This is a genomic window from Dictyobacter vulcani, from assembly GCF_008974265.1.
Taxonomy (GTDB): Bacteria; Chloroflexota; Ktedonobacteria; order Ktedonobacterales; family Ktedonobacteraceae; genus Dictyobacter; species Dictyobacter vulcani.
The window spans coordinates 2,114,236-2,138,808 of record NZ_BKZW01000001.1 but is presented as its reverse complement, the minus strand read 5'-3'; the positions used below and the strand labels follow the sequence as shown (position 1 = coordinate 2,138,808).

At 48.9% G+C, this 24,573-nt stretch carries 22 protein-coding genes; 14 read left to right on the top strand and 8 right to left on the bottom strand.

The features are described from left to right. Positions 1-349 precede the first annotated feature (349 nt). Together KDW_RS08990 and KDW_RS08985 are read left to right on the top strand one after the other, a co-directional pair. A complete protein-coding gene (locus KDW_RS08990; protein WP_162005070.1) occupies positions 350-1,519 on the top strand; it encodes a helix-turn-helix domain-containing protein in 1,170 nt (389 codons plus the stop codon). 140 nt (positions 1,520-1,659) lie between these two features. Then, a complete protein-coding gene (locus KDW_RS08985; RefSeq protein WP_162005069.1) occupies positions 1,660-3,417 on the top strand; it encodes a tetratricopeptide repeat protein in 1,758 nt (585 codons plus the stop codon). Positions 3,418-3,643: 226 nt separating this feature from the next. On the opposite strand, the gene KDW_RS08980 is transcribed toward KDW_RS08985, so the two are convergent. The 4 genes from KDW_RS08980 to KDW_RS08970 all read right to left on the bottom strand — a co-directional run bounded on the left by KDW_RS08980 (position 3,644) and on the right by KDW_RS08970 (position 7,197). Beyond that, entirely contained in the window at positions 3,644-4,780 is a 1,137-nt protein-coding gene (locus KDW_RS08980; RefSeq protein ID WP_162005068.1) for a tyrosine-type recombinase/integrase, read from the bottom strand. Positions 4,781-4,845: 65 nt separating this feature from the next. Beyond that, positions 4,846-5,052 carry a helix-turn-helix domain-containing protein gene (locus KDW_RS08975; RefSeq protein WP_151755649.1) on the bottom strand — a complete coding sequence of 69 codons (207 nt, stop codon included), beginning with the start codon at positions 5,050-5,052 and terminating at the stop codon, positions 4,846-4,848. A 547-nt stretch (positions 5,053-5,599) separates the two neighbouring features. Next, the gene (locus KDW_RS31605) at positions 5,600-5,764 is read right to left on the bottom strand and encodes a hypothetical protein (RefSeq protein ID WP_162005067.1); all 165 of its coding nucleotides are present in this window, start codon (positions 5,762-5,764) and stop codon (positions 5,600-5,602) included. A gap of 1,190 nt (positions 5,765-6,954) precedes the next feature. Next, complete coding sequence (locus KDW_RS08970) at positions 6,955-7,197, bottom strand: hypothetical protein (protein ID WP_151755648.1); 243 nt, start codon at positions 7,195-7,197, stop codon at positions 6,955-6,957. An 859-nt stretch (positions 7,198-8,056) separates the two neighbouring features. On the opposite strand from KDW_RS08970, the gene KDW_RS08965 reads away from it, so the two are divergent. The 10 genes from KDW_RS08965 (at position 8,057) to ilvA (ending at position 18,267) form a co-directional block, all read left to right on the top strand. Then, positions 8,057-8,836, top strand: coding sequence for a helix-turn-helix domain-containing protein (locus KDW_RS08965; RefSeq protein WP_151755647.1), 780 nt, complete (start codon positions 8,057-8,059; stop codon positions 8,834-8,836). A 206-nt stretch (positions 8,837-9,042) separates the two neighbouring features. Next, entirely contained in the window at positions 9,043-9,879 is an 837-nt protein-coding gene (gene modA, locus KDW_RS08960; protein WP_162005066.1) for a molybdate ABC transporter substrate-binding protein, read from the top strand. 23 nt (positions 9,880-9,902) lie between these two features. Beyond that, a complete protein-coding gene (locus tag KDW_RS08955; RefSeq protein WP_151755645.1) occupies positions 9,903-10,706 on the top strand; it encodes an ABC transporter permease in 804 nt (267 codons plus the stop codon). A gap of 184 nt (positions 10,707-10,890) precedes the next feature. Next, entirely contained in the window at positions 10,891-11,217 is a 327-nt protein-coding gene (locus tag KDW_RS08950; RefSeq protein ID WP_151755644.1) for a hypothetical protein, read from the top strand. After that, complete coding sequence (locus tag KDW_RS08945; protein ID WP_151755643.1) at positions 11,214-11,633, top strand: type II toxin-antitoxin system PemK/MazF family toxin; 420 nt, start codon at positions 11,214-11,216, stop codon at positions 11,631-11,633. Before KDW_RS08950 ends, KDW_RS08945 begins: the two co-directional genes overlap by 4 nt. Before the next feature lie 298 nt (positions 11,634-11,931). After that, complete coding sequence (pdxS, locus tag KDW_RS08940) at positions 11,932-12,819, top strand: pyridoxal 5'-phosphate synthase lyase subunit PdxS (protein ID WP_151755642.1); 888 nt, start codon at positions 11,932-11,934, stop codon at positions 12,817-12,819. Between the two features lie 21 nt (positions 12,820-12,840). Further along, positions 12,841-13,449 (top strand): pyridoxal 5'-phosphate synthase glutaminase subunit PdxT, encoded by a 609-nt coding sequence (gene pdxT / locus KDW_RS08935; protein ID WP_151755641.1) that lies wholly within the window; start codon positions 12,841-12,843, stop codon positions 13,447-13,449. Positions 13,450-13,492: 43 nt separating this feature from the next. After that, the gene (locus tag KDW_RS08930; RefSeq protein WP_151755640.1) at positions 13,493-14,566 is read left to right on the top strand and encodes a hypothetical protein; all 1,074 of its coding nucleotides are present in this window, start codon (positions 13,493-13,495) and stop codon (positions 14,564-14,566) included. A 10-nt stretch (positions 14,567-14,576) separates the two neighbouring features. Beyond that, complete coding sequence (locus KDW_RS08925) at positions 14,577-16,493, top strand: AAA ATPase domain-containing protein (RefSeq protein WP_151755639.1); 1,917 nt, start codon at positions 14,577-14,579, stop codon at positions 16,491-16,493. Between the two features lie 502 nt (positions 16,494-16,995). Next, positions 16,996-18,267 (top strand): threonine ammonia-lyase, encoded by a 1,272-nt coding sequence (ilvA, locus tag KDW_RS08920; protein WP_151755638.1) that lies wholly within the window; start codon positions 16,996-16,998, stop codon positions 18,265-18,267. 69 nt (positions 18,268-18,336) lie between these two features. Here ilvA and KDW_RS08915 read toward each other — a convergent pair whose 3' ends face one another. The 3 genes from KDW_RS08915 to accC all read right to left on the bottom strand — a co-directional run bounded on the left by KDW_RS08915 (position 18,337) and on the right by accC (position 21,508). Beyond that, a complete protein-coding gene (locus KDW_RS08915; protein ID WP_151755637.1) occupies positions 18,337-18,813 on the bottom strand; it encodes an acetyl-CoA carboxylase biotin carboxyl carrier protein in 477 nt (158 codons plus the stop codon). A 5-nt stretch (positions 18,814-18,818) separates the two neighbouring features. Then, complete coding sequence (gene fabF / locus KDW_RS08910; RefSeq protein ID WP_151755636.1) at positions 18,819-20,057, bottom strand: beta-ketoacyl-ACP synthase II; 1,239 nt, start codon at positions 20,055-20,057, stop codon at positions 18,819-18,821. 98 nt (positions 20,058-20,155) lie between these two features. Continuing rightward, positions 20,156-21,508, bottom strand: a complete 1,353-nt coding sequence (accC, locus tag KDW_RS08905) for an acetyl-CoA carboxylase biotin carboxylase subunit (protein WP_151757324.1) — start codon at positions 21,506-21,508, stop codon at positions 20,156-20,158. Positions 21,509-21,941: 433 nt separating this feature from the next. Between accC and KDW_RS08900 the strand changes: the two genes are divergently transcribed. Then, the gene (locus tag KDW_RS08900) at positions 21,942-22,412 is read left to right on the top strand and encodes an FAS1-like dehydratase domain-containing protein (RefSeq protein WP_151755635.1); all 471 of its coding nucleotides are present in this window, start codon (positions 21,942-21,944) and stop codon (positions 22,410-22,412) included. A gap of 70 nt (positions 22,413-22,482) precedes the next feature. Then, positions 22,483-22,935 (top strand): MaoC/PaaZ C-terminal domain-containing protein, encoded by a 453-nt coding sequence (locus KDW_RS08895; RefSeq protein WP_151755634.1) that lies wholly within the window; start codon positions 22,483-22,485, stop codon positions 22,933-22,935. 68 nt (positions 22,936-23,003) lie between these two features. Here KDW_RS08895 and KDW_RS08890 read toward each other — a convergent pair whose 3' ends face one another. Continuing rightward, positions 23,004-24,404: a transposase gene (locus KDW_RS08890; protein WP_151754717.1), complete on the bottom strand. Its 1,401-nt coding sequence runs from the start codon at positions 24,402-24,404 to the stop codon at positions 23,004-23,006. Between the last annotated feature and the right edge of the window lie 169 nt (positions 24,405-24,573).

Below are 24,573 nucleotides of genomic sequence, written 5' to 3'. Positions count from 1 at the left end.
GCAAACAGACAATCAAGCACAACATCTATGAGACTGTCTGCTCTGGTACTAGCGGGTAAGACTGGTAGGAAAAGGTTACTGTAGTACCTGATTTTTTTGTAATCAGTGCTTTATGGCGTCACTTAAATAGGACCTTATGTGAGCCAGGTAGCATTCACATTTACCTGTTCGTGCGGCTTTGCTGGCCGTGAGGGAGCGGTATTCATGCACACTTTTCTACTGCATGCTTTTGACTATAATAGAGTACATATAACCGACCAATTTGCTGCCTGGTGTATAGAAGAAATAGGTTCGTAAAAAAGATAACTAATCAGGTGTGGTTGAGGGAACTATGGACAAAGAGAATGGTATGTTGAAATCTGCGCGTATGCAGAAGCGCTGGACTCCTGAGTTTGTGAGCAGACAGGTTGGAGTTAGGCGTCATACCTATATTCGTTGGGAAGCGGGCGTGCAGATGCCGCGTCATTCTTCATTGCATGCTTTATGTCGAATCTTTGGGATGTCCCCGGCTGAATTAGGCTTTGCGGCCCGCATGGAGCCTGTCCAACTTATGGAGGCAACATCCACTACATTTGGGCAGAACGAAGATCAACTTGAAGGGGATGATGAGAGCATTGCGACCGAACAGGAGCTTGCTGCTGCGCTTCCTACGTGGTCGCTGGGCATTATTTCGTGCTGGCAATGGTATATAGCGGGTGGACAACGCGAGTTGGAGAGTCTGGTACCAACCTATATCCCGCGTTTACTCAAGCCGACCCTGACACCAGGACCCGAGCAAAAGGTGGCGGCGAGCCTGATGTCGCAGGTCTATCAGTTAATCGCGTTACTGGATCTACAACATGGCGATTTTATTTCAGCACAGGCCAATGGTACCCAGGCCCTGGTCTATAGTCAGTTAGCGAAAGATTGGAATATCTATGTGGCGGCCCAGATTCGCCTGGCCAGTATCTACTCGGCTCACAAACGGATTGGTTCGGCCCTCAATGCCTTTAATGAAGCACTGCGCTGTATCAATACGAATAATGATCTGATCTCTCCTGCCCTCCATAGCTGGATTTTTGCCGGCCTGGCCGAGATCCAGGCGACTATGGGCCGCGAGACCGAGGCATTACAGTTTTTGAAACTGGCGATCGCGGTCTTTCCTGAGAAGCCCGAGGATGATGCGTGTATGTCCTATGCGCACTGCGATTACTCGATGTTATATCTTTATCAAGGTCTGGTCTTTCTCAGATTAGGACAACCCAGACTGGCCTGGGAAGCGTTCTCGCAGATTGATGAGCTTAAACCTGTACCTTCGGAACGCATGCGCGCTGAGTTTCTTAAGTATCGGGCCTATACCTCATTAGTGCTGGGCAATATGATCCAGTGTTGCATATATCTCGAAGCCGCTGTCCGTGCGGCCCAGACCATCCATAGCGATCTGGTCTTCAGTGAGGTATATGCGTTGTATGAGCACATGCTGGCCATCTGGGGCCAGGAACCTCGAGTCAAAGCGTTGGCCACCCTCTTTCAGAACTAAGCTCCGCTGTATGCAGCCGCCACGGTTGACAAGCAGCAAGGCACAACATACAATCCATATGAGAAGTTTTTAGTTTTATGCACATAACGCGCACCTGGAGGGGTCCCTCCCTTTCGTCACATGCAGGATGTTATTTCGGAATGAAAGACGACAATGAGTGGCGTACAGCCGCTGATGCCCAGTACACATTGGGCATGACCTATCGTAATACTTCTACCGGAGATCAGCAAGCCAATCTGGAGCAGGCCATTGCCTGTTTTCAAAAGGCTCTTAATCTCTATTCATTGCAGACAACACCAACTGAATGGGCCCGAGCCCAGCAGCAACTGGGAATCACATACCGTTATTTGACGATGGGAAATGGTCGTCAGCAATACTTGAATAAGTCCCTGGCGGCTTTTCATGCTTCGCTGGAGGTCTTCACTCGCGAGGATTATGCTGCGGACTGGGCTCAATCCCAATACGAGTTAGCCCTCACGTATCTTCAACTCATTGGCAGCAATCAACGGCCTGTCCTCTTTAAAGCATTGGCTTGCCTGCAAGCCTGTTTAGAGGTCTATACCCTTGAGGATTTCCCCGAGCCGTGGGCTCAGACGCAGTATAATCTGGGTAATCTCTATTGTTTGCTCCCAACTGATGATCGTTATGCCACACTGCGCAAGGCTATGGCCTGCTATGAGGCTGCCCTGCGCGTGTATACCTGTGAAACGACACCTGAAGAATGGGCGATGGCCCAATACAGTCTGGCCAATGTCTATGCCTTCCTACCGGGAGGAGAGCGACAGACGAATCTGGAGCGCTCCATCCTGCATTATCAGGCAGTCCTGCAGGTCAATACCTATGAGATTCATCCGGACCTGTGGGCCAACACAATGCAGAGTATGGGCAACGCCTATCGCAATATGCCAGGTGATGAGAGTGAAAGCAGCTTGCAACATGCTGTGGATTGTTATCAGGCTGCCCTTGAGGTCTACACCCGTGAGCACATGCCCCTGGACTGGGCATCTATCTATACAAACCTTGGGATCACCTATAACTTGATGTCGAGTGGTGATGAGCAGTCCCGCTTAGAGCAGGCCGTTGTCTGTTTTCGCGCGGCGCTAGAAGTTTATACCCACGATGAGTATCCCGCGGAATGGGCCAAAACCATCAATATGCTGGGCCTGACCTATCTGGATATGCCAGAAGGTGATGAGCAGGCTCAGTTGCGCCAGGCCATCATCTGTTTTGAAGCGGTGCTGGATATTTATACCTTCGCGCAGCATCCCTTAGCCTGGGCCAACGTGCATTATAATCTGGGCCACGTCTATATGCTTGTCCAGCCTGAAAATCAAGCCGAGCAACAGGCCAATCTCCAGAAGGCCATTATTTCCTTTGAATCGGCCTTACAGGTCTATAACCGTAAGGATACACCCTACGAGTGGGCCAGGACGCAGAGCAATCTCGGCAATGCCTACAAAGATGTGCATGCAGATGCCTCTGAGGCACATCTACAGCAAGCGATCTCCTGCTATCGAGCGGCCTTGCTGGTCTATGCCCGCGAGAATATGCAGGACGAGTGGGCAGCCACACAGGGGAATCTGGGCCAGGCCTATTGGAAGCTCGCGGGTGGTGAGCGACAAGATCAACTGGAACGCGCCATTGCCTGCTTTGAAGAAGCCTTGCAGATTCAGACCTACGAAAGCGCCTTAACCGAATGGACCCAGAATAAGTACTTTCTGGGACAGGCTTATGCCGAGTTTGCCCTTGGTGAACGGCAGCATAATCTCCACCAGGCGTTGACCTGCTACGAAGCCGCCCTGCGTGGCTTTCAAGCCTTACATCTTCCTGTACATATCCAGGCCGTGCAGCAGCACATCCAGCAGGCACGAGAAAGCCTCTCACGCGATCTGGCCTAGTACCGGCAGCGACAAGCGCCAATACGTTCAACGTAAGCAACGGTCAGCGGCCGATGCGCTGGGAGACGTGCCACTGTTCGTCGGTACGTTGTTTATGCTATACTCAATTATTGAGCAATGTGTACTAGAAATAAATTAGGCGTAGACGAGCCTGACAGGCTTATCTACGCCTATGATTTATCTTACTTTGCCCTTAATGACACCAGATTTGACACTAAATCGCGTTTTATTCTCCGTATAAACCATCCATCTTGTCGGTAGCATCCTGAGCCATAGAAGGTAAAACGTGTCCGTATGTTCCTAATGTCGTACGGATATCTGCGTGGCCCAAGAGTTCTTTCACTACATTTGCTGGTACACCCATTGCTATAAGTATTGTTGCTGCACTATGGCGCAGATCATGAAATCTGATGTCTGGTAATTCTGCATCCTTGAGCAACTTTTTCATGTGATAAAGTAGTGTAGTGCGTCTTATAAAGTCACCATTTGCCCCACAAAAAACAAGGTCTCGATCTATCCAGGTAGAACCTGCACTCAATTTCTTTTCAAGCTGGCGAGTACGATGCTTTTTCAGAAGATCCAATAGGAATGAAGGTAACTTTATGACACGTATGCTGTTCTGCGTTTTCCCTTTTCCCTCCACAAACCCATAACCACTGTAATAATTCATTGATCCAACAATGTGCAGCTGCCCCTTAGTGAAATCAACATTTGACCAGTGTAGCCCTAATATTTCGCCTTGCCTCATTGCTGCTACAACTGCCAGTGCAAGCAGTGCTTCTAAGTCACGCTCGGATGCTACCTGCAGCAAAATTTTTGCCTGCTGGGCATCTAGCACCTGGCCTTTATACTTTACTGGGCGAGGTAATTCTACATCTTCAGACACATTGACTCCCACAAGTTTTAAGCGCCTGGCGTGGTTAAGTGCTTTATGAAGCACAGAATTTAATCGCACCACACGGCTAGCAGCCATGCCTTCTTTTAATCTGAGTGCATAGAAAGATTGTAGTTGGCGAGCCGTCAATTTTTGAAGCTTGATGTGTCCTAGCCCTGGCACCAGGTGCTTATGAATAACGATACGGTTACCTATATAGGTGCTCACCTCCACAGTAGGTTTTTCTACATCTTCTAACCAGTAGACTAAAAAATCCTTAAGGGTATGATCTGGCCCAGTGGCTAGCGTTCCCTGTCTTTGCTGCAGCTTTGCCTCTTCAAGAAGCTTGTATGCTCCTTTTTCGGTGCTAGCATACAGAGACTTATATTTACCTGTTTCTTCTACCTTAAATTTTGCTTCCCAACGGCCGTCTTTACGTTGGAAAACTGAACCACCACCCCGAACACTTTTTTTTCTTTGTCGAGCCATAATGCAACTCCATAAAAAAAGCCCTGGCATCAAACATAAAAGATGCCAGGGTAAAAGCCAACAAATTAGATTGTCGTTATTTCCATCCGCTTTAACCAGCCCTGTAATGAGTCTGGATGAATACGACGAACGCCACAGACAAGAATAGAGGGTAAGCCCTCAGAATAGATGTACTTATAGACGGTAGTGCGGCATACACCGAGCTGAATAGCAACATCGGCCACACTCAAAAGTAATGGTTTAGCAGTCGAAACCTTTTTACGGCGAACCATAAAGCACCTCCATTATGTCTACGATTAAACGCAATTAACGATTTTTTGAAAATGGCTATAAAGCCTCTTGAGAAGACTCTTGAGTAGCTTTTCTTATGTACATTGAGGGGCACGTGTTACTAGCCCGTGCCCTATCACTTTTGGCGGTGATTGCCGCCTGTAAATGGAGCACTTGGCCGCGCCTTATTCATATGCCTCTCAGAAGAGATTGTGAGCGCTTTTCTTCTTTGAGATGGGATACGGAACGATGTGAGATATCACATCAGTCTGGAGGCTGTCAAGGCACCCTACGAGCTACCCGCCTTGACAGCCTCCCGCCCGCTGTGATGATTGGATTTTTGTTCCGTATCCCTCTCAAAAGGAAAAAAACATGATGGTGGAACTGCTTTTTTTATGTCCGGAACGAGGGAAAACAAACCTGCAAACCTGCATTCCTGCGAACCGCTCTACAGGCGGGTTTATATAGTTGTGTTTTGCAGGTTACCATCAATCGTGACAGGGGGGTGAGCTCAAATGTGGTCACGATTGCTTCAAATCGTGACACCTCTTAGGCGTCACGATTTGAAGGAAAGCGCACGTGTTGTGAGATACGTACCGCCTGGCTCAAATCAATGAAACACTCTTTTATGGCATCGGTTGCCAGTTGTGCAGCTTCCAGGCCGTAGCGTTTTTGAATGGTTTCCAGCTTCTCTCTTACTTCTTCGGGAAACATTTTCCATTGTTGCTGAAGCGTGGTAACGTGTGCCTTTGAATGCCTGGTTCTGGAGGCAGCTTTTCTATGGGCGTCGGTGCAGTATTGTCGTGCTCTGTGCCCTGGAGCTTGTGGTATTGGTATACCGCAGTAGAGACAACATGGATCGAGTGACATACTTTCCCCCCCGATGAAATGCCAATCGTCACGCGCTGCAGTTCCTGGCCAGGCGTTACGATTGCTCTTGATGATATGCTTTGATGGTTTGCAGGTTTGCAGGTTTGCAGGTTTGTTTTGGCTCGATCTGGACATGAGAAAAACGAGCAAATGTGTGCTCCCTGCCCTTCCCAGGCGACTTTATAGGGTTTTACCTTCTCTTTTTACTTCTTTTGGGGGATAGCAACCTGTGAAACCTGCAAACCTGCGTTTTTTTATACTGTGGGCTTTTTTAGAAGAATAGGCGCGTGCTATCGCACGGTTTTTTTAGAAGGAAAACGATGTGTGTGTGCTCACCACACCAATCGTTTTCAATCCTAAAAAACACGCCGCGGCGTGCTCCTTATGAACGTCTTCTTTTAGCAATCGTAACACCTGGTTGGCCAATCAAATTCGTTATGATTGCCATGGAAAAAACAACAACAATCGTAACACCTGGCCAGCTGCCGCGAACCGTTACGATTGTTCCGAATCCATCTGACCAGACAGAGGAAAAAGCCACTTACATATCTAAAGGCCAACCGTCCAAACCAACGGAACGGGGGCATAGCAGCTGGGGGGATTCTGTTGTAGGGGTTGCACGGTTTCGGTTAAGTACCCAGCGACAAAACCTATCCTATGTTCTAAGGACAATATCGAAAGTACCCCATGGTGCGATGCGCATGCTTCCTGCGTGACGCGACTGGGAGATAGCTCACCTTCAAGAAAGGCCCATATCTCCTGTACTGTTTTTAATGCGTGACCTTCATACCGATCCATTTCAGCCGAGGAGCGGCCACTGCTATACCCTTCCATGAAGAATGGCGATGATGCATGTTCTGGACTAATAGACAACTGATCTTGAACATCGATCATGTGCGTAGAAGAGATAGTTTGCATGCCTTGTTCCTTTCCCTGAACTTGACACCTGGCTCCCTCCTACATATCCTTAAAGGGAGTACCAAGTACCTGTAAGACAAGTTAAATGGTTTGCTCGCTAAGCCTGGTGTGGTGGCTCACATCAGGCTTTTTATTGGTGTGTGTGTGAAGACCTCTGTAAGATAACCCACTATATAGCCAGCACGCTGTTCCTCTGATAAGTTGGGATCATTCAAGTCAAAGATTGATTCAACAAAGTTCCAGGGGTTGTGTTTCACCTCCTCAATAAATTCCTGATCCACAGCTTGCACAGCCTGACTACCTATCATTAAGCCTTTCCTAAAATCTGAAACCATTAAAGTACGAATATGCTGCGCCATGATCTCGTTCCTTTCCATTTCGTGGTCGATCATCGTGATTAACCACTTTAGGATGCTTAATCATCAAACTAAAAATTTTACAGGGGGTAATTCGAGCTCAGACGGTCCACGGCAGGCCCACGGCAGGCCCACGATTAACCACGGAAGGCCCACGGTTACGTGGACCCTGGTAACGATTTACGCTTTATTCCAGGTCATTAAAGGTGTGCTTGTATGTTCTTTCTATAATGTTTCACAAAAAAACAAAAACAAAAATCGCAATTAGCACCGAAACAGCACGCAATTTTGAGCGTAAAAAGCTGCAAAACTCTTACATCATTCTCACGAATTTTTGTGTGCAAACAGAAAAATTTTGTAATAAAAGAGGACAGCATTTTTATACTGTCCTCTTTTATACTTCCTCGCCAGGAACGAACTGTCTACCTCCTTTCTTGTCCCTGTTCGTGAAGCGATGCAGACACGATCCTCATTGACCATATCTGATTTGTAACAAGGTTGCGTTTGCCGTGACTCCGAGCGTTCCAATTGCATTGCTGGTTGTTCCAGAGTGTACCCCTAGACGGCGAGATACCCCCATCACCCGATAGCCTTGTCCTGGTTACCTAGATTTTATTTACCAGGGTTCGTACTGGCCTTAACCACTGTTCAACCTTGCTGTATTAAGTTTCAAGTTTCAAGTACCAATAAGATTGTACAGTAGGTAAGTGTGTAATGTCAAGTGTCAAGTTTCATTTATTTTAACTAGCCTGAAAATTCTACTCGCCGCCTGGATAGATTTCAAATTCTACTATTTCAAGTTTCAAGGTTTAAGTGTATAATCTCAATGAGGCCATTTTTAAATTCAAGGGAGGTAACTATTATGGGAAGCAATTTTTATTCGTTAGAGGAAGCTATTGCTAAATTAGGAAAGTCTCGTTCTACTTTTATAAGAGAAGTTAATTCAGGTCTTATACCCTATCATCTAGAAAAAGGCAAAAGGCGGGGTAAGGTCTATCCGAAAATAGCCATTGATGCATTAGCAGAAATCGAAGAGGAAAAAAAACCTAAGACACACCTCCCTAAGATAGATTTTTCATCATCAACTCCAGCTGATATGTGGCAAGAGATCCAGATAGGCATTCAGCTTTATGGAGAAGATGATATAGTCCCCTATAAAAAAATATTGCAGTGGCGTGAAATTAATGATGAGATGCATATGAGCGTCAAAGATGAGGGTAACCAGGTCGTAGCTTATTCCTGCTTAATGCCATTAAACGAAGAGATCATGTTACCTCTTTTGAGAGATGAGATTAGAGAGCGCGATATACCTAATGATTCCATCCGCCAATGGACTGATCCAGGGCTGAGCGTTTATGTTAGCAGTGCCACTGTCAAGCCTACTGGTGACATCAATAAAGATAGCCGCTATGGTCGTTATCTGCTAACAAAAACGATCAAATGGGCTCTAAATTTAAACAGGCAGTATGATATCAAAAATTGGTATGGAATAGGAGCAACCAAAGAGGGTCAAAGCCTTTTCGAAAGGTTAGGATTTAGTGAGGTAGTATCTGTACATAATGGCGAAAGAAAAGGCTATGTATTACAAAATACCAGACGCCCAGTAAAGATAATTAACTCCTTTCTGAAAGAGATCCAGTAAATATGTGCGGTTATAATTGACACCAAATTTGACACCACAAGCCTTAAATCTGACTGATCTTTACTAAACAAGATTGGACAAAAATTATACTTTCACATGCACGACAATCTGAGCAATGAAGGTATGTAAGGGGTAGCAAAATTATGCTATACTCAATTATTGAGTATTCAAACACAAAGTATCGTTGTGTTCTGAGGAGGTTCCTGGTGAAATTATTTCGTTCCGTGCTTCCCCTGTTGCTATTTGTATTATTGCTTATTGTCAGTGCGTGTGGTGAAAGTGCGCCACCAAGTAATACATCATCTGGCTCGAAAGCTACGCCAGCCCCGATCTCTTTGAAAATCTTTGCCGCTGCGTCCCTGACGGAATCCTTTAATGAGTTGAAAACGTCTTATCATAGCGCGCATCCCAATGTGGATATCACGTATAATTTTAATGGCTCGCAGGTCCTGGTGCAGCAACTTTCCAATGGTGCCAGCGCTGATATTTTTGCGTCGGCCGACCAAACCAATATGCAGAAGGCTGTTAAAGCTGGCGTGGTAGCCGAGAGTAAGGTTTTCGCGCAGAACAAACTGGTAGTCATTCTGCCAAAGGCGAATCCCGGTCATATTAATACGCTCAAGGATCTGGCAAAGTCGGGTACTAAGCTTGTCGTGGGTGCGCCTGCGGTCCCGATCGGTAAATACGGTTTACAGGTACTGGATAAAATGGGAACGTCCTCCCAGTATGGACCTGATTACGAGAAGCAGGTAAAGGCCAATATTGTGTCGCAGGAGCAAAACGTGAAGGCGGTGGTGCAGAAAGTACAGTTAGGTGAGGCTGATGCGGGTATCGTGTATCAGACCGATGTCACAGCGGCGGTCGAAAATAAAGTCTCTGTATTGACTATCCCTGATCAATTCAATGTCACTGCCAGCTATCCTATCGCTATCACTAAAGATTCTGCGCAGGCTACCGAGGCCCAGCATTTCCTGACGTACTTGCTCTCTTCAGATGGGCAGGCGATTTTAACGAAATATCACTTTATCAGTGTGAGTAAGTAACGCGTATCGTTGTTGGAGAGGGCATGAAAGCACAGCGCTTAAAAGGCTGGCTGGTCAGTGGCTGCGTGGCCGTACTGACCAGCCTCTTTTTCCTCTTTCTGGGAATTCCCCTCGTCGGACTCTTATTCCGCGAGTCGCCTTCTGCCATCTGGCAGGAACTCTTGCAGCCGGATATTTTTCAGGCTTTGCAGTTGAGTCTGGTCACTACGACCTTCAGTACTCTGCTGGCATGCCTGTTTGGGTTGCCAGTCGCTTATCTGCTGGCACGCAAGCGTTTCTTCGGTCGTGGGCTGCTGGAAACCCTGGTTACGGTCCCCACGGTCCTGCCGCCTGTGGTTGCGGGTGTGGCGCTGCTGCTGACATTTGGTCGTATGGGACTACTGGGACACTATTTGTCGCTTCTGCACATTACCATTCCTTTTACCACGGTCGCGGTGGTGATGGCGCAGACCTTTATCGCGGCGCCATTTTTTGTGAATAGTGCTAAAGCTGGCCTTGAGCAACTGGATCGGCGCTATGAGCTGGCGGCCTATACCTTGCGTGCCTCACCGCTGTATGCTTTTGTGCATGTGACGCTTCCCTTAATCCGACCTGCTCTGCTTTCCGGCATCGGACTCTGCTGGGCGCGTGCTCTGGGGGAATTTGGGGCGACGATCACTTTCGCCGGTAATTTTCCTGGTACTACTCAAACTATGCCGATTGCTGTCTATATCGCCTCTGAATCAGACCTGGATAAATCCATTGCCCTGGCTGTTGTTTTACTGGCTGTTTCCTTTGGCATCCTCCTGACCCTCCGCCTTGGCCAGCGCATACATAAAAGCGGGTGATATGTCCCGTATATTCCTGGTATGAGCCCTTAATCTGGGTGATATGGCTGTTATAAATAGGCATTTTGCCCGGGTATACATGCGCAGAATTCTGAATAAATAGTCATCTCTTTATTGACAATTACCGAGCGTCCCGGTACAATAAGTAGAGATGGTGTCATTGTTATGACTAGGAGGCAACTTCATGGCTGTTGTACATACAGACTTATATCGTCATGAGAACCTCGTTCGAAAGTCGATTCAGATTCCCTCAACGCAGCACAAAGAGCTTAAAGCTCTAGCTGTGGAATTCGATTCCTCCCTTGGGGATGTGATAGAAGCGATTATGGATCTGATGCGGCAAGATGATTATCAGCAATTGAGGTCCGTAATAATGGAAAAACGCGAACGTGAACTCTCCTCTCTCAACAACTCTCTCGATGAAGCCTACGCATACTTAGCGAACTCCCCCGAAACTCTTGAAGAAGCCCAATTTTGTTTTAGTGCTGGTTGTGAAGGTATGTTTGCATGAGTAATGAGGCCAGGCAGTCTTTGCCGAGCCTGAAACAGCAGCAGGATGCGAATGCAAGTACGCCAAATCCTCGCCGGGGCGAGATTTGGGATGTTAATTGGTCACCTGGCCGCGGGGCAGAACAACAAGGTACCCGCCCGGCGTTAGTGATACAAAACGATCGAGGCAATTCCTCTTCTTCTTATCCTTTAACGATCGTGGCCTCAATGAGTCGCACGGAGCGTGAGCTTCCGTTGCATGTACGCATTACACCTACTTCAAACAATGGCTTAACTGATTACACTGATGTCAAGTGTGAGCAGATTATGACGATTGAAAAGTCGCGGCTGATCAGGCGTCGTGGATCCATTAGTGCAGATGAACTTTATCGTGTTGATCAAGCTCTACGCATCAGTCTTCATCTCTTACGCGACTAAAACCCGCGTTATTTCCCCCACCCCCGCGGACCAGGCAGGCATAAATACGGCCGCCTGTTTGTTATAATAGGCAGAGAGCACAGCCATCGACCATACCAATGTGGGGATAGATGATGTTTTCAGGGGGGCCAATCCTCATTGTATCTTCCTCAATTACAGCTGCTCATAAAGATGGATGGCTTGAAGTTTTGCAATTGGCTGTAGATGTTCATTATCTACCTGTGTTAAAATTTGAGCAGATTTGAGCACTTATTTTTTGGTCTACCTAGAGTAAATAAGCACGCCAGGAGAGATATACATGCAAAAGCAGATCGGGACCGTACAGGTCAAACGTAGTTTTCCAGAGATGTTAAAAGGTGGAGTTATCTGCGATGTGGTGAACGCTGAGCAAGCGAAGATCGCAGAGGAGGCGGGTGCTTCAGCGGTAATGGCTCTTGAGCGCGTGCCCGCGGACATTCGAGCTCAGGGCGGTGTGTCGCGCATGAGCGATCCCGAATTGATTGTGAAGATTAAAGAGGCCGTGACTATTCCAGTGATGGCGAAGTGCCGCATTGGTCACTTTGTCGAGGCTGAAATCTTGCAGGCTCTGGGTATCGATTGTATCGATGAATCTGAGGTATTGACACCGGCCGATGAGCGCTACCATGTGAATAAGCATAAGTTCTCGGTTCCATTTGTCTGTGGTGCCCGCGATCTGGGCGAGGCCCTGCGCCGTGTCGGTGAAGGTGCTGCGATGCTACGCACAAAAGGCGAGCCGGGCACTGGAAACGTGATCGAGGCTGTTCGCCACATGCGTACAGTTATGGATGGTGTGCGCCGTCTGCAGTCTCTGCCCGAGGAAGAATTAATGGCTGAGGCCAAAGAGCTGGGTGCTCCCTATGAGTTAGTGCTGGAAGTCGCTCGTACCGGCAAACTGCCTGTGGTGAACTTCTCGGCCGGTGGTATTGCCACACCAGCTGATGCCGCATTGATGATGCGCCTGGGCGCCGAAGGCATCTTTGTTGGGTCCGGTATCTTTAAATCCGGTGATCCAATGTTGCGCGCGAAAGCCATCGTGAAAGCCACCACCCATTTTGAGGATGCTGCCATGCTGGCCGAGATTTCCCGTAATCTGGGCGAACCAATGGTTGGTATCAATCTGGACACGTTGTCTGAGCAAGATCTCATGGCTCGCCGTGGCTGGTAATCAGGTTAATAGAAAAAACATATGGAAAAATACAACCCTACTCTACGTATAGGCGTATTAGCATTACAGGGCGATTTTGAGGCCCACATCAGGATGTTAAAAGGGCTGGGGGTGGACGCAAAAGCTGTTCGCCTCCCCGAGCATCTCGATGAAATAGATGGTATAATATTACCAGGTGGCGAAAGTACGACGATTGGCAAACTCATGATCGTCTACGGACTCCACGAAATCTTGCAAAAGAAGATCGCAGCGGGCGTTCCCGTCTGGGGAACATGCGCAGGTTTGATCTTATTAGCAAGGGAGACGGATAACGCGCTTGCAGGCCAACCTTTGTTGGCTAGCATGGATATTCGCGTCCGCCGTAATGCGTTTGGCAGTCAGCGGGAAAGCTTTGAAACTGATCTGTCAGTGCCCGCACTAGGCGAAGCGCCATTCCACACGTTCTTCATTCGCGGACCGTTAGTCGAACAGGCAGGTCCCGAGGTAGAGGTGTTGGCGACGCTCGACGATGGAACCATCGTTGCTGTCCGAGAAGGAACCTTGTTAGGCACTGCATTTCATCCTGAAGTATCAGGAGATACACGTTTTCATCAATACTTTCTCCGCATAGTACAGAGCGTGAAGCGGTAGAAGTGCTTTAAACGCATCTTTCTATCCAACGCAGGAGTTGTGGATGATAAGACCGGTGCTGTATGTTGATTTGCCGGGAATCATCTACGCAATTGACCACCGGGCTCGAGGGAACCAGCATGACTACGCAAATTTTGTCTGCTGGCTTGAGTCGGTGGAGAGCGCACTCCCTTCGCCTCCATTGTTGAGGCATGTTCTTCCAATCTCTCCAGTTATCCGAACCTGGATCTGTGAGGATCACTGGCGTTTACTGGGTTTTGCCCAGGTACGCGAACGCCCTTCCCATGCGGCATGGGATCTTTCATATCTGGCATCGATGGCAAACCGCGATGGAGCAAATCTCGCGGGCGATGATATTCTGGCGGCTCTCCTCGAATATGCGGTGGAGATGGCTGCAACACATGGTATTCTCCGGATCTTCGCGAAGGTTGAAGATGAAGTACCCGAGTTGGAAATGTTTCAGCGCTCGGGTTTCCAACGCTATGCACGCGAGCTGACCTATGTCTACGATCCTTATCAGCAAAAATCCAGGTCTACAGACGTCTCAGCTGAGTCCGTGCTCCCTTCGCTACGCCGCTGGAATCGCCACCACGTGTGGGGATTATATCAGTTGTATCGTGCAATCACGCCGCAGCGTGTCTCGACGGCCGAGTTGTACGAGGATAGTGAAGAGTATGCAAAGCTCCATGCCGGGTCACTACAACCACTACCTTCCTTTTTTGCAAGGGGTAATGAGAATTATGTATGTGACGTAGGTGTGCGTGTTGGGGCCTGGATGCGGTTGTGCCGGGGTCACGGCTCGACACCCCATCGCATCTCATTGCTGGTGCACCCAGAACATGCCGACCTTGCCGAACCATTGCTACAGTTCGGCATCAAGCGACTACTGGATGCCGACGTACGACGCATCTATTGCCTGGTGCGCGAGTACGATTCTTTTGTTAACACCGCTCTTAGCAATAGTGGATTTGAGCAGGTCCTCTCCAAGGTCCTGCTTGTGCGACACGTGGCCTTACTGGCCACGAGGCAGAGCACGGTCCCCCTGCTGGAGCCACGAGCGGTCTATGGCTTGAAAGGCCTGGGGACGGTCAATTCGCGCCAAAAAATAATGAGGTGATAAACTGCCTATGCAACATGTGATCACTGACGATCTGGAGGCTCTGCTGGCTACTCTTCCGCCAGATATCCACGACGCGGTCAATCGGCTAGAGAACCGAAGCGAACTGCTGGAGATCGTAATGGACCTTGGCCGTACGGCTGAGGGCCGGTTCCCAGAAGGGGAAGTGATCCTTAGTACGACACCGGTGACCTATGCCGATCTGGAGTACGTGGTTGAACGTATAGGGGAATTCGGCGATGACAATCGTGCAGGTATCGAACGGACCCTCCACCGTATCAGCGCTATGCGTAATCGTAAAGGGAAAATCGTTGGTTTAACCTGTCGTATTGGTCGAGCGGTGCTTGGCAGTATTGCCCTGATCCGTGATATTGTCGAACAGGGCCAATCCATCTTGATTCTTGGTCGTCCTGGCGTGGGTAAAACAACCCTGTTGCGTGAGATCGCCCGTGTGCTTGCAGATGAGGCGAATAAGCGTGTGGTGGTTGTGGATACCTCCAACGAAATTGCAGGCGATGGAGATATTCCCCATCCCGGCATTGGTCGGGCCCGACGTATGCAAGTTGCGCGTACGGCGGAGCAGCACGCCGTGATGATCGAAGCTGTGGAAAACCATATGCCACAGGTCATCGTCATTGACGAGATTGGTACCGAGTTGGAAGCGGCCGCGGCACGTACTATCGCAGAACGTGGTGTCCAATTGGTCGCAACGGCTCATGGTAATTCGCTAGGAAACTTGCTTGTCAACCCTACTCTGTCAGATCTGGTCGGAGGTATTCAGACCGTCACTCTGGGAGACGAAGAGGCGCGCCGGCGTCATACGCAGAAAAGTATTCAAGAGCGTAAATCTCTTCCGACCTTTGAGGTTGTGGTTGAACAGCAGAGCTGGGAAGAAGCCGTCGTACATCGTGACGTAGCTGATACGGTCGATAATATGCTGCGCGGTCAACCCTTTGCGGCTGAAGAGCGAACACGTGATGAAGAGAATGGCAATGTTTCGATCCGTCGAGTGACGACGGGTGGCATGGATGTTCCCGGATGGGGCGTTGGGCTCGGTGGTCCCAATGTTCGTCCCGGACAAGGCTTCACCACAAGTATGTTTGAACGTTCGGATCGCAATGATCGCGGCCACTCAGATCGCAATTATAACTACCTGAGTTCGTTGCGTAATAACGTTCCGCCATCCACGCTAGACCCACGTGGTGGTAGTGAGCGTATGCGCAGCCGCAATCAATCGACCGCTCGTATTGCTTCACAGGTACAGGCCCTGGCCCCAACCGGGACCTCGCCGCACGATGGAGAGGTCCGTGCAACTGTCCTGACACAGTCCCGATCAGTGACTGAGATCACTGAGGGCATCTATCAGGCCAATGAGCCCGCGACCGAAATTCGACCGCCCAAAACGCTGAAAGTGTATCCGTTTGGTGTCAATCGGGATCGGTTGTCCGAGTCCGCGCGCCAGTTGCGCGTCCCGGTTGTCATCACCAATAACGAGCGCGAAGCTGACGCAGTGATTACGCTGAAAAATTACTATCGCCGGCAACCTGAGCGTTTACAACAGGCAGAGCAAGAGCGCAAGCTTATCATTATTCTGAAGAACAATACCGTCATGCAGATGCAACATGCACTGGCGCGCATCTTCGATATTCCCGAAGCTGTCTCTTCAGAAGAGGATGGTGAACATTCTGACACCAGGATGAGTCTCAGTGAGACCGAATTTGATGATCCGACCAAGCAGGCGATGCTTGAGACCGAAGATGCTATTCATCAGGTGCTTAACAAAGGCCTGACGACAGCAGAGTTGGCTCCAGCGAATGCTTACATTCGGCGTTTACAGCATCAAATGGCGACTCGCTATAACCTGATCTCGCGTAGCCGAGGAAAAGAGCCTCATCGCCGTGTCAAAATCTTCCGCTCCCGCGACTAATATAATAGCCGTTTCAGCTAATTCCAGTGGGGATGCATAAGCGATGTATCCCCACTTTTTTTATATCTCGCGCCTGCGGCGCTCAAAAAATTTTTATGATGTGGTGAAAAACACTGCGCGAGGCGCAGTGTTTTTCACCACATCATAAAAAGAAGTATGGGCACTTTAGTGCCCGAGTGCGCCTGCATGCGACGCTCCCAATCAGCGCCCGAATGTGCGCGCTTGAATTGAATGTTATGGCATAAAATATTTTGATGTTGTTGTCAGGCCTATTCAAATTGCGCTATAATCCTTCTCATAACATTTTTATTATGCTCAATGACGAAGCTAATGAATTGCAAAAATGTTATGCCCCTTTGCTGTACCTGATTGCGTTCTTCAGAAGGAGGCCGAAAGCAGAAAAACTACAGCTGTCAATAAAAGTACACTCAGACGTTGCCGTCTGTATCTTAGCCATGACGGTTGGGGCGTCCTGGGCGGGACTTGAAGGAGTCACAATACCATGCATCTTGTAGAGAATGGTCTAACTTCCACCTCAACCTCTGAGGTAACAAAATCTGTTACAATTGCTGATATCTGGCGAGCCTATAAATACCTCAAGCCGGTCATTCATCATACCGCGCTCTCTCATTCCCGGACCATGAGCCAGTTAACCGGAGCCGATATTTATTTAAAATGCGAACATATGCAGCGCTCTGGTGCGTTCAAGATACGTGGGGCTGGCTATAAAATTTCTACCCTGACGAAGGAACAATATAAAGCTGGTGTCATCGCGGCCTCTGCCGGCAATCATGCCCAGGGTGTGGCGATTGCGGCGGCTCAGCATAATACTGCCTGTACGATTGTGATGCCGGAGAGTGCTCCGCTGGCCAAAGTTACGGCCACCGAGGGCTATGGTGCTAAGGTGGTGTTGTTCGGGGCGACCTATGATGATGCGTATCAACACTGTCTGGAACTCCAGCGCGAGAGCGGAGCAACTTTTATCCACGCCTTTGATGATCCCAAAGTTATCGCCGGCCAGGGCACGCTCGGATTGGAAATGCTCAATGATCTACCCGATGCCGATGCGATCGTGGTTCCCATTGGTGGTGGTGGCCTGATCTCAGGTATTGCTATTGCTGCGCGTGCGCTTAAACCCGACATCACCATTATTGGTGTCCAGGCATCCGGTGCTCCTAGTTGTCGTGCATCCCTGGATGCTGGCTCGCTAACTACTTTGCCTGCGATCACCACGATCGCGGACGGTATTGCCGTCAAGCGGCCGGGAGCCTTAACCTTTTCCATTATCCAGCAGATGGTGGACGAGGTGGTGCTGGTGGAAGATGAGGCTATTATTAACGCGGTCTTACTTCTGATGGAGCGTTGTAAAATGCTGGTTGAGGGAGCGGGGGCCGCCGGACTGGCTGCTATGCTCAGTGGCAAGATTGACCTCAAAGGCAAGAAAGTGCTGGTCCCGTTGACCGGTGGCAACATTGACATTAATCTGGTTGGACGCTTTATTGAGCATGGTCTGGCAAGCGCGGGACGTTATTTTGCCGTCCATGCGCGCCTGACGGATCGACCGGGAGAACTGATGCGGATGCTGGCGATCATCACCGATATGCGCATCAATATTATCGATGTCCGACACCAGCGCATCTCCAGTCGCCTGCCGATCATGCAGCGTGAAGAAACGATCACCATGGAAACCAGTGATCGCGCCCAGTGTGAAAACCTGCTGGTGCGCCTGCGTGCTGAAGGCTACATGGTCGAAGAAGCCCAATCATTTGATTAATCCTATCCACAAAAAAACACCTTCGATAACACGAAGGTGTTTTTTTGTTTTGAATGTCGCTGTCAGTGACTACAAAGGCTCGATACGCACCAGCGCATCGCCCTTTTGCACAACCGCGCCACTGGTGGCGGGCATGGCGACCACGCGACCGGAGACCTCGGCGTTGATCTCGTTAAAGACCTTCATGGCTTCAATCAAGGCCACCACCTGACCAACATGGACCGTATCCCCGATATTTACAAAGGGTGGTGTTGTTGGTGAGGCCGCTGAATAGTACACACCAGTTAGAGGCGCGGCAATCGCGATTGAATTGTCAACCTTTGCCTTCGCCTTAGCAGCGCCTGGAGCCGTAGCTTGTGGTGCTGCGCTACCGGTTGCCACAGGACCTGAAACAGGTGCATCCATCAATACCATGCCGGGACTCCGGCGAATGGTGATTTCTGTGCCTTCTTCGGTCAAGGTTAGCTCACCGACGGTGCTACCCTCAAGGACGGCTGCAATCTCTTCGATGCGTTCCAACCAGGATACTTCTTTTTCTCTATCCATGTACACTACTCTTCGTATCGCTTGAAGACCAGGCTTGTATTATGACCACCGAAGCCCATTGAGTTGGACATGGCGATATTTACAGTTGCATGCCGGGCTTCGTTTGGCACATAGTCCAGATCACAGGCTGGATCCGGATGATGCAGGTTGATGGTCGGAGGAATAATCCCATTCAAGATGGACTGAATGGAGACCACGGCCTCGACAGCTCCTGCGGCACCCAGCGTATGACCGGTCATGGATTTAGTAGAACTGATGGCAACACGATGGGCATGTGCACCAAACAGGGTTTTGATTGCCTGGGTCTCTGTACTATCGTTGAATTCGGTTCCTGTGCCGTGAGCATTGATATAATCAACCTGCTCAGGATTCAGACCGGCTTTCTGGAGTGCGCGGCGCATGGCCCGGACCAGACCTTCGCCACCAGGGGCGGGGGCGGTCACGTGGCTGGCATCGCCTGTGCTACCATAACCAACCAGTTCGGCCAGAATATTGGCACCACGGGCTTTCGCGAATTCTAGATCTTCCAGGATCAGCATGCCTGAACCCTCACCCATAACAAAACCATCGCGCTCAGCGTCAAAGGGTCGGCTGGCTTCCTGATAGTTTTCGTTATGGCGTGAAAGGGCGTGCATATTATCAAAGGCCGCCATCGAGATCGGAGTAATGGCCTTTTCAGATCCACCTGCGATCATCACCCGTGCATCCCCACGCCGAATCGTCTCCCAGGCCTCACCAATGGTGTTGCCACTGGTTGCGCAAGCTGAGACGGCGGCCCAGTTTGGACCCTTGGCGCCAGTCATGATCGAGACAATGCCCGGGGCACCATCAATAATCATCATATTGATAAAGAACGGACTAATGCGATCTGGACCCTTCTCGTGCAGTGTCTTAAACTGCTCATGTAAGGTTACCAGACCACCAATGCCGCTACCAATATAGACACCAACATCGTCGGCAATATCGCTGGTGATCTCTAATTTTGCATGTGCCAGTGCCTGTTTGGTGGTGGCAATAGCCAGTTGCTCATAGGGATCATTGCGTCGCAGTTCTTTCCGATCCATATATTGAGTGGCATCAAAGTTCTTGATCTCGCCACCGAAATGAACGCGATGTCTGCTGGTATCATAGGCAGTGATCTCCCCAATACCAGATTTACCCTGGATCAGTGCCTCCCATGATGACGCCAGATCATTGCCCAACGAGGTAACCAGTCCCATTCCGGTTACAACTACGCGAGACATAAAGTCACCTCCCGTTTATCTACGAAAGCATCTTACTGAGATGCCTGTTCTGTCTATTCCATGTCACAGAGAGCGAATATTTCCGGCTCAAAGCTTTATTACTTGATACCCAATGCGCCCGCTTGTTCTTGAATAAAGCGTGTATAGGTATCTCCGCTAATAAAACCTTCATGCTTTAATAGGCGCTGATGGAACGGTATGGTTGTAGTAATGCCCTCAATCACAAACTCTTCCAGGGCACGCTGCATACGTGCAATGGCTTGATCCCGATCTTCGGCCCAAACAACCAGTTTGGCGAGGAGCGAATCATAGTGTGGGGGCACTTCATAACCAGTATAGAGATGGCTATCGACACGGACTCCAGGACCGCCTGGTGGCAAATATTTCTCAATAACACCAGTCTGTGGTCGGAAGTCCTTATCCGCATCTTCAGCAGTAATACGGCATTCGATCGAGTGACCCCGGAGAACGATGTCCTCCTGACGCAAGCGCAAGGGCTCACCTGAAGCGATGTGTAACTGCTCCTTCACCAGATCCAGGCTGGTGACCATCTCCGTAACGGGATGTTCGACCTGGAGGCGCGTATTCATTTCCATGAAATAATAGCGGTTTTGTTCATCTACCAGAAATTCAAGGGTGCCCGCATTACGATATCCGACCTTTTCGACGGCTCGCACGGCCCGCGCACCCATCTCTTCGCATAATTCGCGTGGCAGAATAGGTGTGGGTGATTCCTCAATAACCTTCTGGTTACGGCGCTGACACGAACAGTTACGTTCACCTAGATGGACCCCGTGACCGTAATTGTCTACCAGCACTTGAATCTCGACGTGACGGGCCTTGGCCAGATAGCGTTCCAGATAGATGCCATCATCATGGAAGGCTTCACGGACCTCATTCTGGGCGACCGTAAATGTACGCTCAAATTCATCTGGATGATTAATCAAGCGAATACCACGACCGCCACCTCCGGCTACTGCTTTCAACATTAAAGGAAAGCCAATCTCGCGGGCAGCATCTTTTGCCTCGGCTAATGTGCGCAAGACGGGTGTGCCCGGAAGGGTTGGCAATCCTGCTTCGACCATGGCCTGACGGGCGGAAACCTTGTCACCCATGACTGACATCACATCGGCCGAGGGGCCAATAAATGTGATATTTACATCCTTACAGATCTGCGCAAAGCTCGTGTTCTCTGAAAGGAAACCATAACCCGGATGAATTGCTTCAGCGTTGGAGATAAAGGCTGCGCTAATAATATTTGGAATATTTAAATAGCTTTTCCCACTTGCTCCTGGTCCGATACAAATGCGCTCATCTGCCATCTGAACTGGGAGTGAGTCGCGGTCGGCTTCGGAGTGGGCAATGACACTACGGATCCCCATTTCGCGACATGCGCGAATGACGCGTAAGGCTATTTCACCACGGTTTGCAATTAAAATCTTACGAAACATATGCAATTTAGACAAAGCGACCGTCTTTGGGTGCTTCACCTTGCTCCTCTCACTCTATGCCCTTGTGAGGGGTGTGATGTAGGCAATTATATCACAGGCTTAAATACAGAAGATAGGGGGTAGAATTCTTTTAGTCTCAATCTTGACATACCTGGTAGCAAGGTTGATACTGAGTGCGCAAGATGTCTTATAATGAATGCGTTGTGACTTAGAGTGTATCTGAAAAGCACTTCCGAGGGGCACTGGGTTGCTAGAATTTCGCGCCTTCGGCGCTCAAAAAATTTATACGGTGGTGGAGATGCGTGTGCATCGCGCACGCATCTCCACCACCGTATAAAAGAAGTATGGGCACTTTAGTGCCCGAGTGCGCCTGCATGCGAAGCTTGCAATCAATGTGAAGCTCAGACACACTCTTATATAAAGGAGCTGTATAATGTTTGATAAAGATAAGATCGGGCATAGTTTTCCGGCTTTTTCACTCACGATTGAGCGCACCAAAATCCATGAGTTGGCGCTGGCAATCGGGGATGAGAATCCTATCTACCATGATCTGGCGGCGGCCCGCTCGGCTGGCTATACAGATCTTCCATTGCCGCCAACGACGCCCACTATTTTTACTTTTTGGGGCAATACTCAAATCTGGGAGCAATTGACCAGCGTTGGCATCAATGTTATGCGTGTCCTGCATGGTGAAGAGGAATACGAGTATGTGGCCCCGATTGCTGCCAATGATACCCTGACCGGGATCACCACGATTGTCGATGGCAAGAGTCGGCGTGGCAAAGATGGGTCCTCGATGGATATTTTGACGACCGAGACCCGTTATACGAACCAGCATGATCAGCATGTGCTGAGTGCCAGAACCATGTTTATTGTACGTGAAGCGGCGGCTCAGGGTGTCTAGACCTATACGGTATTCAGAGGTGGTCTTTCGCGATTATTTTTAGAGTATAGAGTATAAAGGAGAATACGACATGACGACACATGCCAATATTCCAGCCGGACGCTATTTTGAGGATGTTGAAGTGGGGGAAGAGATCCCACAACTCGTGAAGTCACCAGTAAAGCATCAACAACTGGTACGCTATGCGGGAGCCTCGGGCGATTTTAATCCATTGCATACGGATCCAAAGGTGGGAGAAGCCATTGGCACCGGAGGCATCATCGCCCATGGCATGCTGATCATGGGCTTTGTGGGCCAGATGCTGAGCGATTATGTTGGTCCGGCCAGCCTGCGTAAGTTTGGTGTGCGCTTTAAAGGCATGACTCATCTGGATGATGTGATTACCTGTACCGGCACCATCACTGAAAAATATGAGACAGATGGTCAGGGCTATATTGCTGGTAAAGTGCAAGCCAAAGACCAGAATGGTGATCTGAAAGTTGCCGGCACGTTTACTGCTATGCTCCCCTATCGTAACGTATAGCTATGCGTTAAATAAAGAAATAATCTGCTACTCAGGTATGAGTCATCCCGAATTTTCGGGATGCTTTTCTAACACCTTTTATCTGACAAAGACTGTAATGTCTGGATATTGGGAGCCAAAAGGTAGCCAAGGCTTGGACGATAGTCGTCCCACAGACGGCTGATCGCCCAACGTAAGCGGTAAAGCGGTGCAATAGCTTTTTTGCATCGCTTTCCGGTTCTTTTGCACTTCAAATGCAAGATCATTTCAACAAGATCCCCGTGGATAGGAGTGAGTAAATGGAGGAGAAAAGCATAAACAAGTGTCACGATACCTAACAGCTTGAGTCGGTTTTCCATCGCGTACAAACGCGGACTCTCCATCGCCAGCTCACTCTTTCCATAGCGGAATACGAGTTCTATTTGCCAACGTCTCCGATAAGCAAAAACAATCTCCCAAGCCTGCTCTGCAGTTCGAATACGCTCATTAGTTACCAGATACCAGACTTTCTTATTCACGCGAACTTTTACGAGATAAAGTTGATACTCGTATTGCTCATGCCATATCGGCGCCCACCAAACATCACAAGGCATCTTTTCACCAGTATGGCTATCACGTATTTCTTTATGAGATAAATACTTTTTATGTAATCCAATCTGCCATAATTTCTTCTTTTCCCCTTTCTCATTGAAAAAGAAATGCCCTTTTTTCCAGCGAATCACAAAACGCACACGTAATTTCTGTAACACTTGTATCCAAGGGCCTGATGCTGCTCCACGATCAAATATGTGAAGGAGCTGATCCCCCCATTTCCGAACAACTTTTCTCAATAACTTTTCTTGTTGTTCTCTTAACTTTGTCGCATCATCACCTCTGGTAGTCCACCAGCTCATCACTGCTACTTTTACCCTTCCTTCCATTCCTATGATCAATGCTGCTGTCCACTGCATTCCTGCCACTGTAATCGCTTTCTTTGGTGGAAAATTAAAGACCAGGCCTTTTTTTGAGCGCTGCAATCTTTTCGCTTTACTAGAAGTTACTGGACAGATTCCTTCTAATTTCTCGCTTTCTGCTTTTTCTATGACACTCTCATCCCAAGGGCAAATAATCCTTTTCCCTTGTTCTCTCATACGTGTCACCTCTTTATCAGCTTCTTCTAGTAAATAGTGATCTATCTGCAAAAAATTCCATTTTATGGAGCGAAGCAGGTTTCCCACTCTCTTCGTTCCAGCAGTCGCTGTTTTTGATTGCTGCGCATATCCATCGAGGTAGGAACCTAATTCACTCAAAAGTAGTCCCTGCTTGTTATTTCTGAAACGAATAATTGCAACGCATACCTGTACTAACGTTCGCACTAACCTCTTATCTATCAGCCTATCAAGCACAATCAAAAGTGGCATAAGAAATTCTTCAAGCAATTGAGCTAATTCCTGTGATGCTCTCTGCGCATCTTGTTCCTCGGGTTGAAGTATGTCATACTGAAATGGCATGAGTTGGGGGCCTCCTGGTTTTTTGCTGTCAGTTGAATTTTTAACAGTTTAACTCAGGAGACCCCTCTTTGCCTAGTTCTTACTTTTCCGGTTTTCTCTCTTTCTTTCCGGCTAGAAATGTTCCTCAAAAATTCGGGATGACTCATACTTGAAGTTATATCTGAATGAT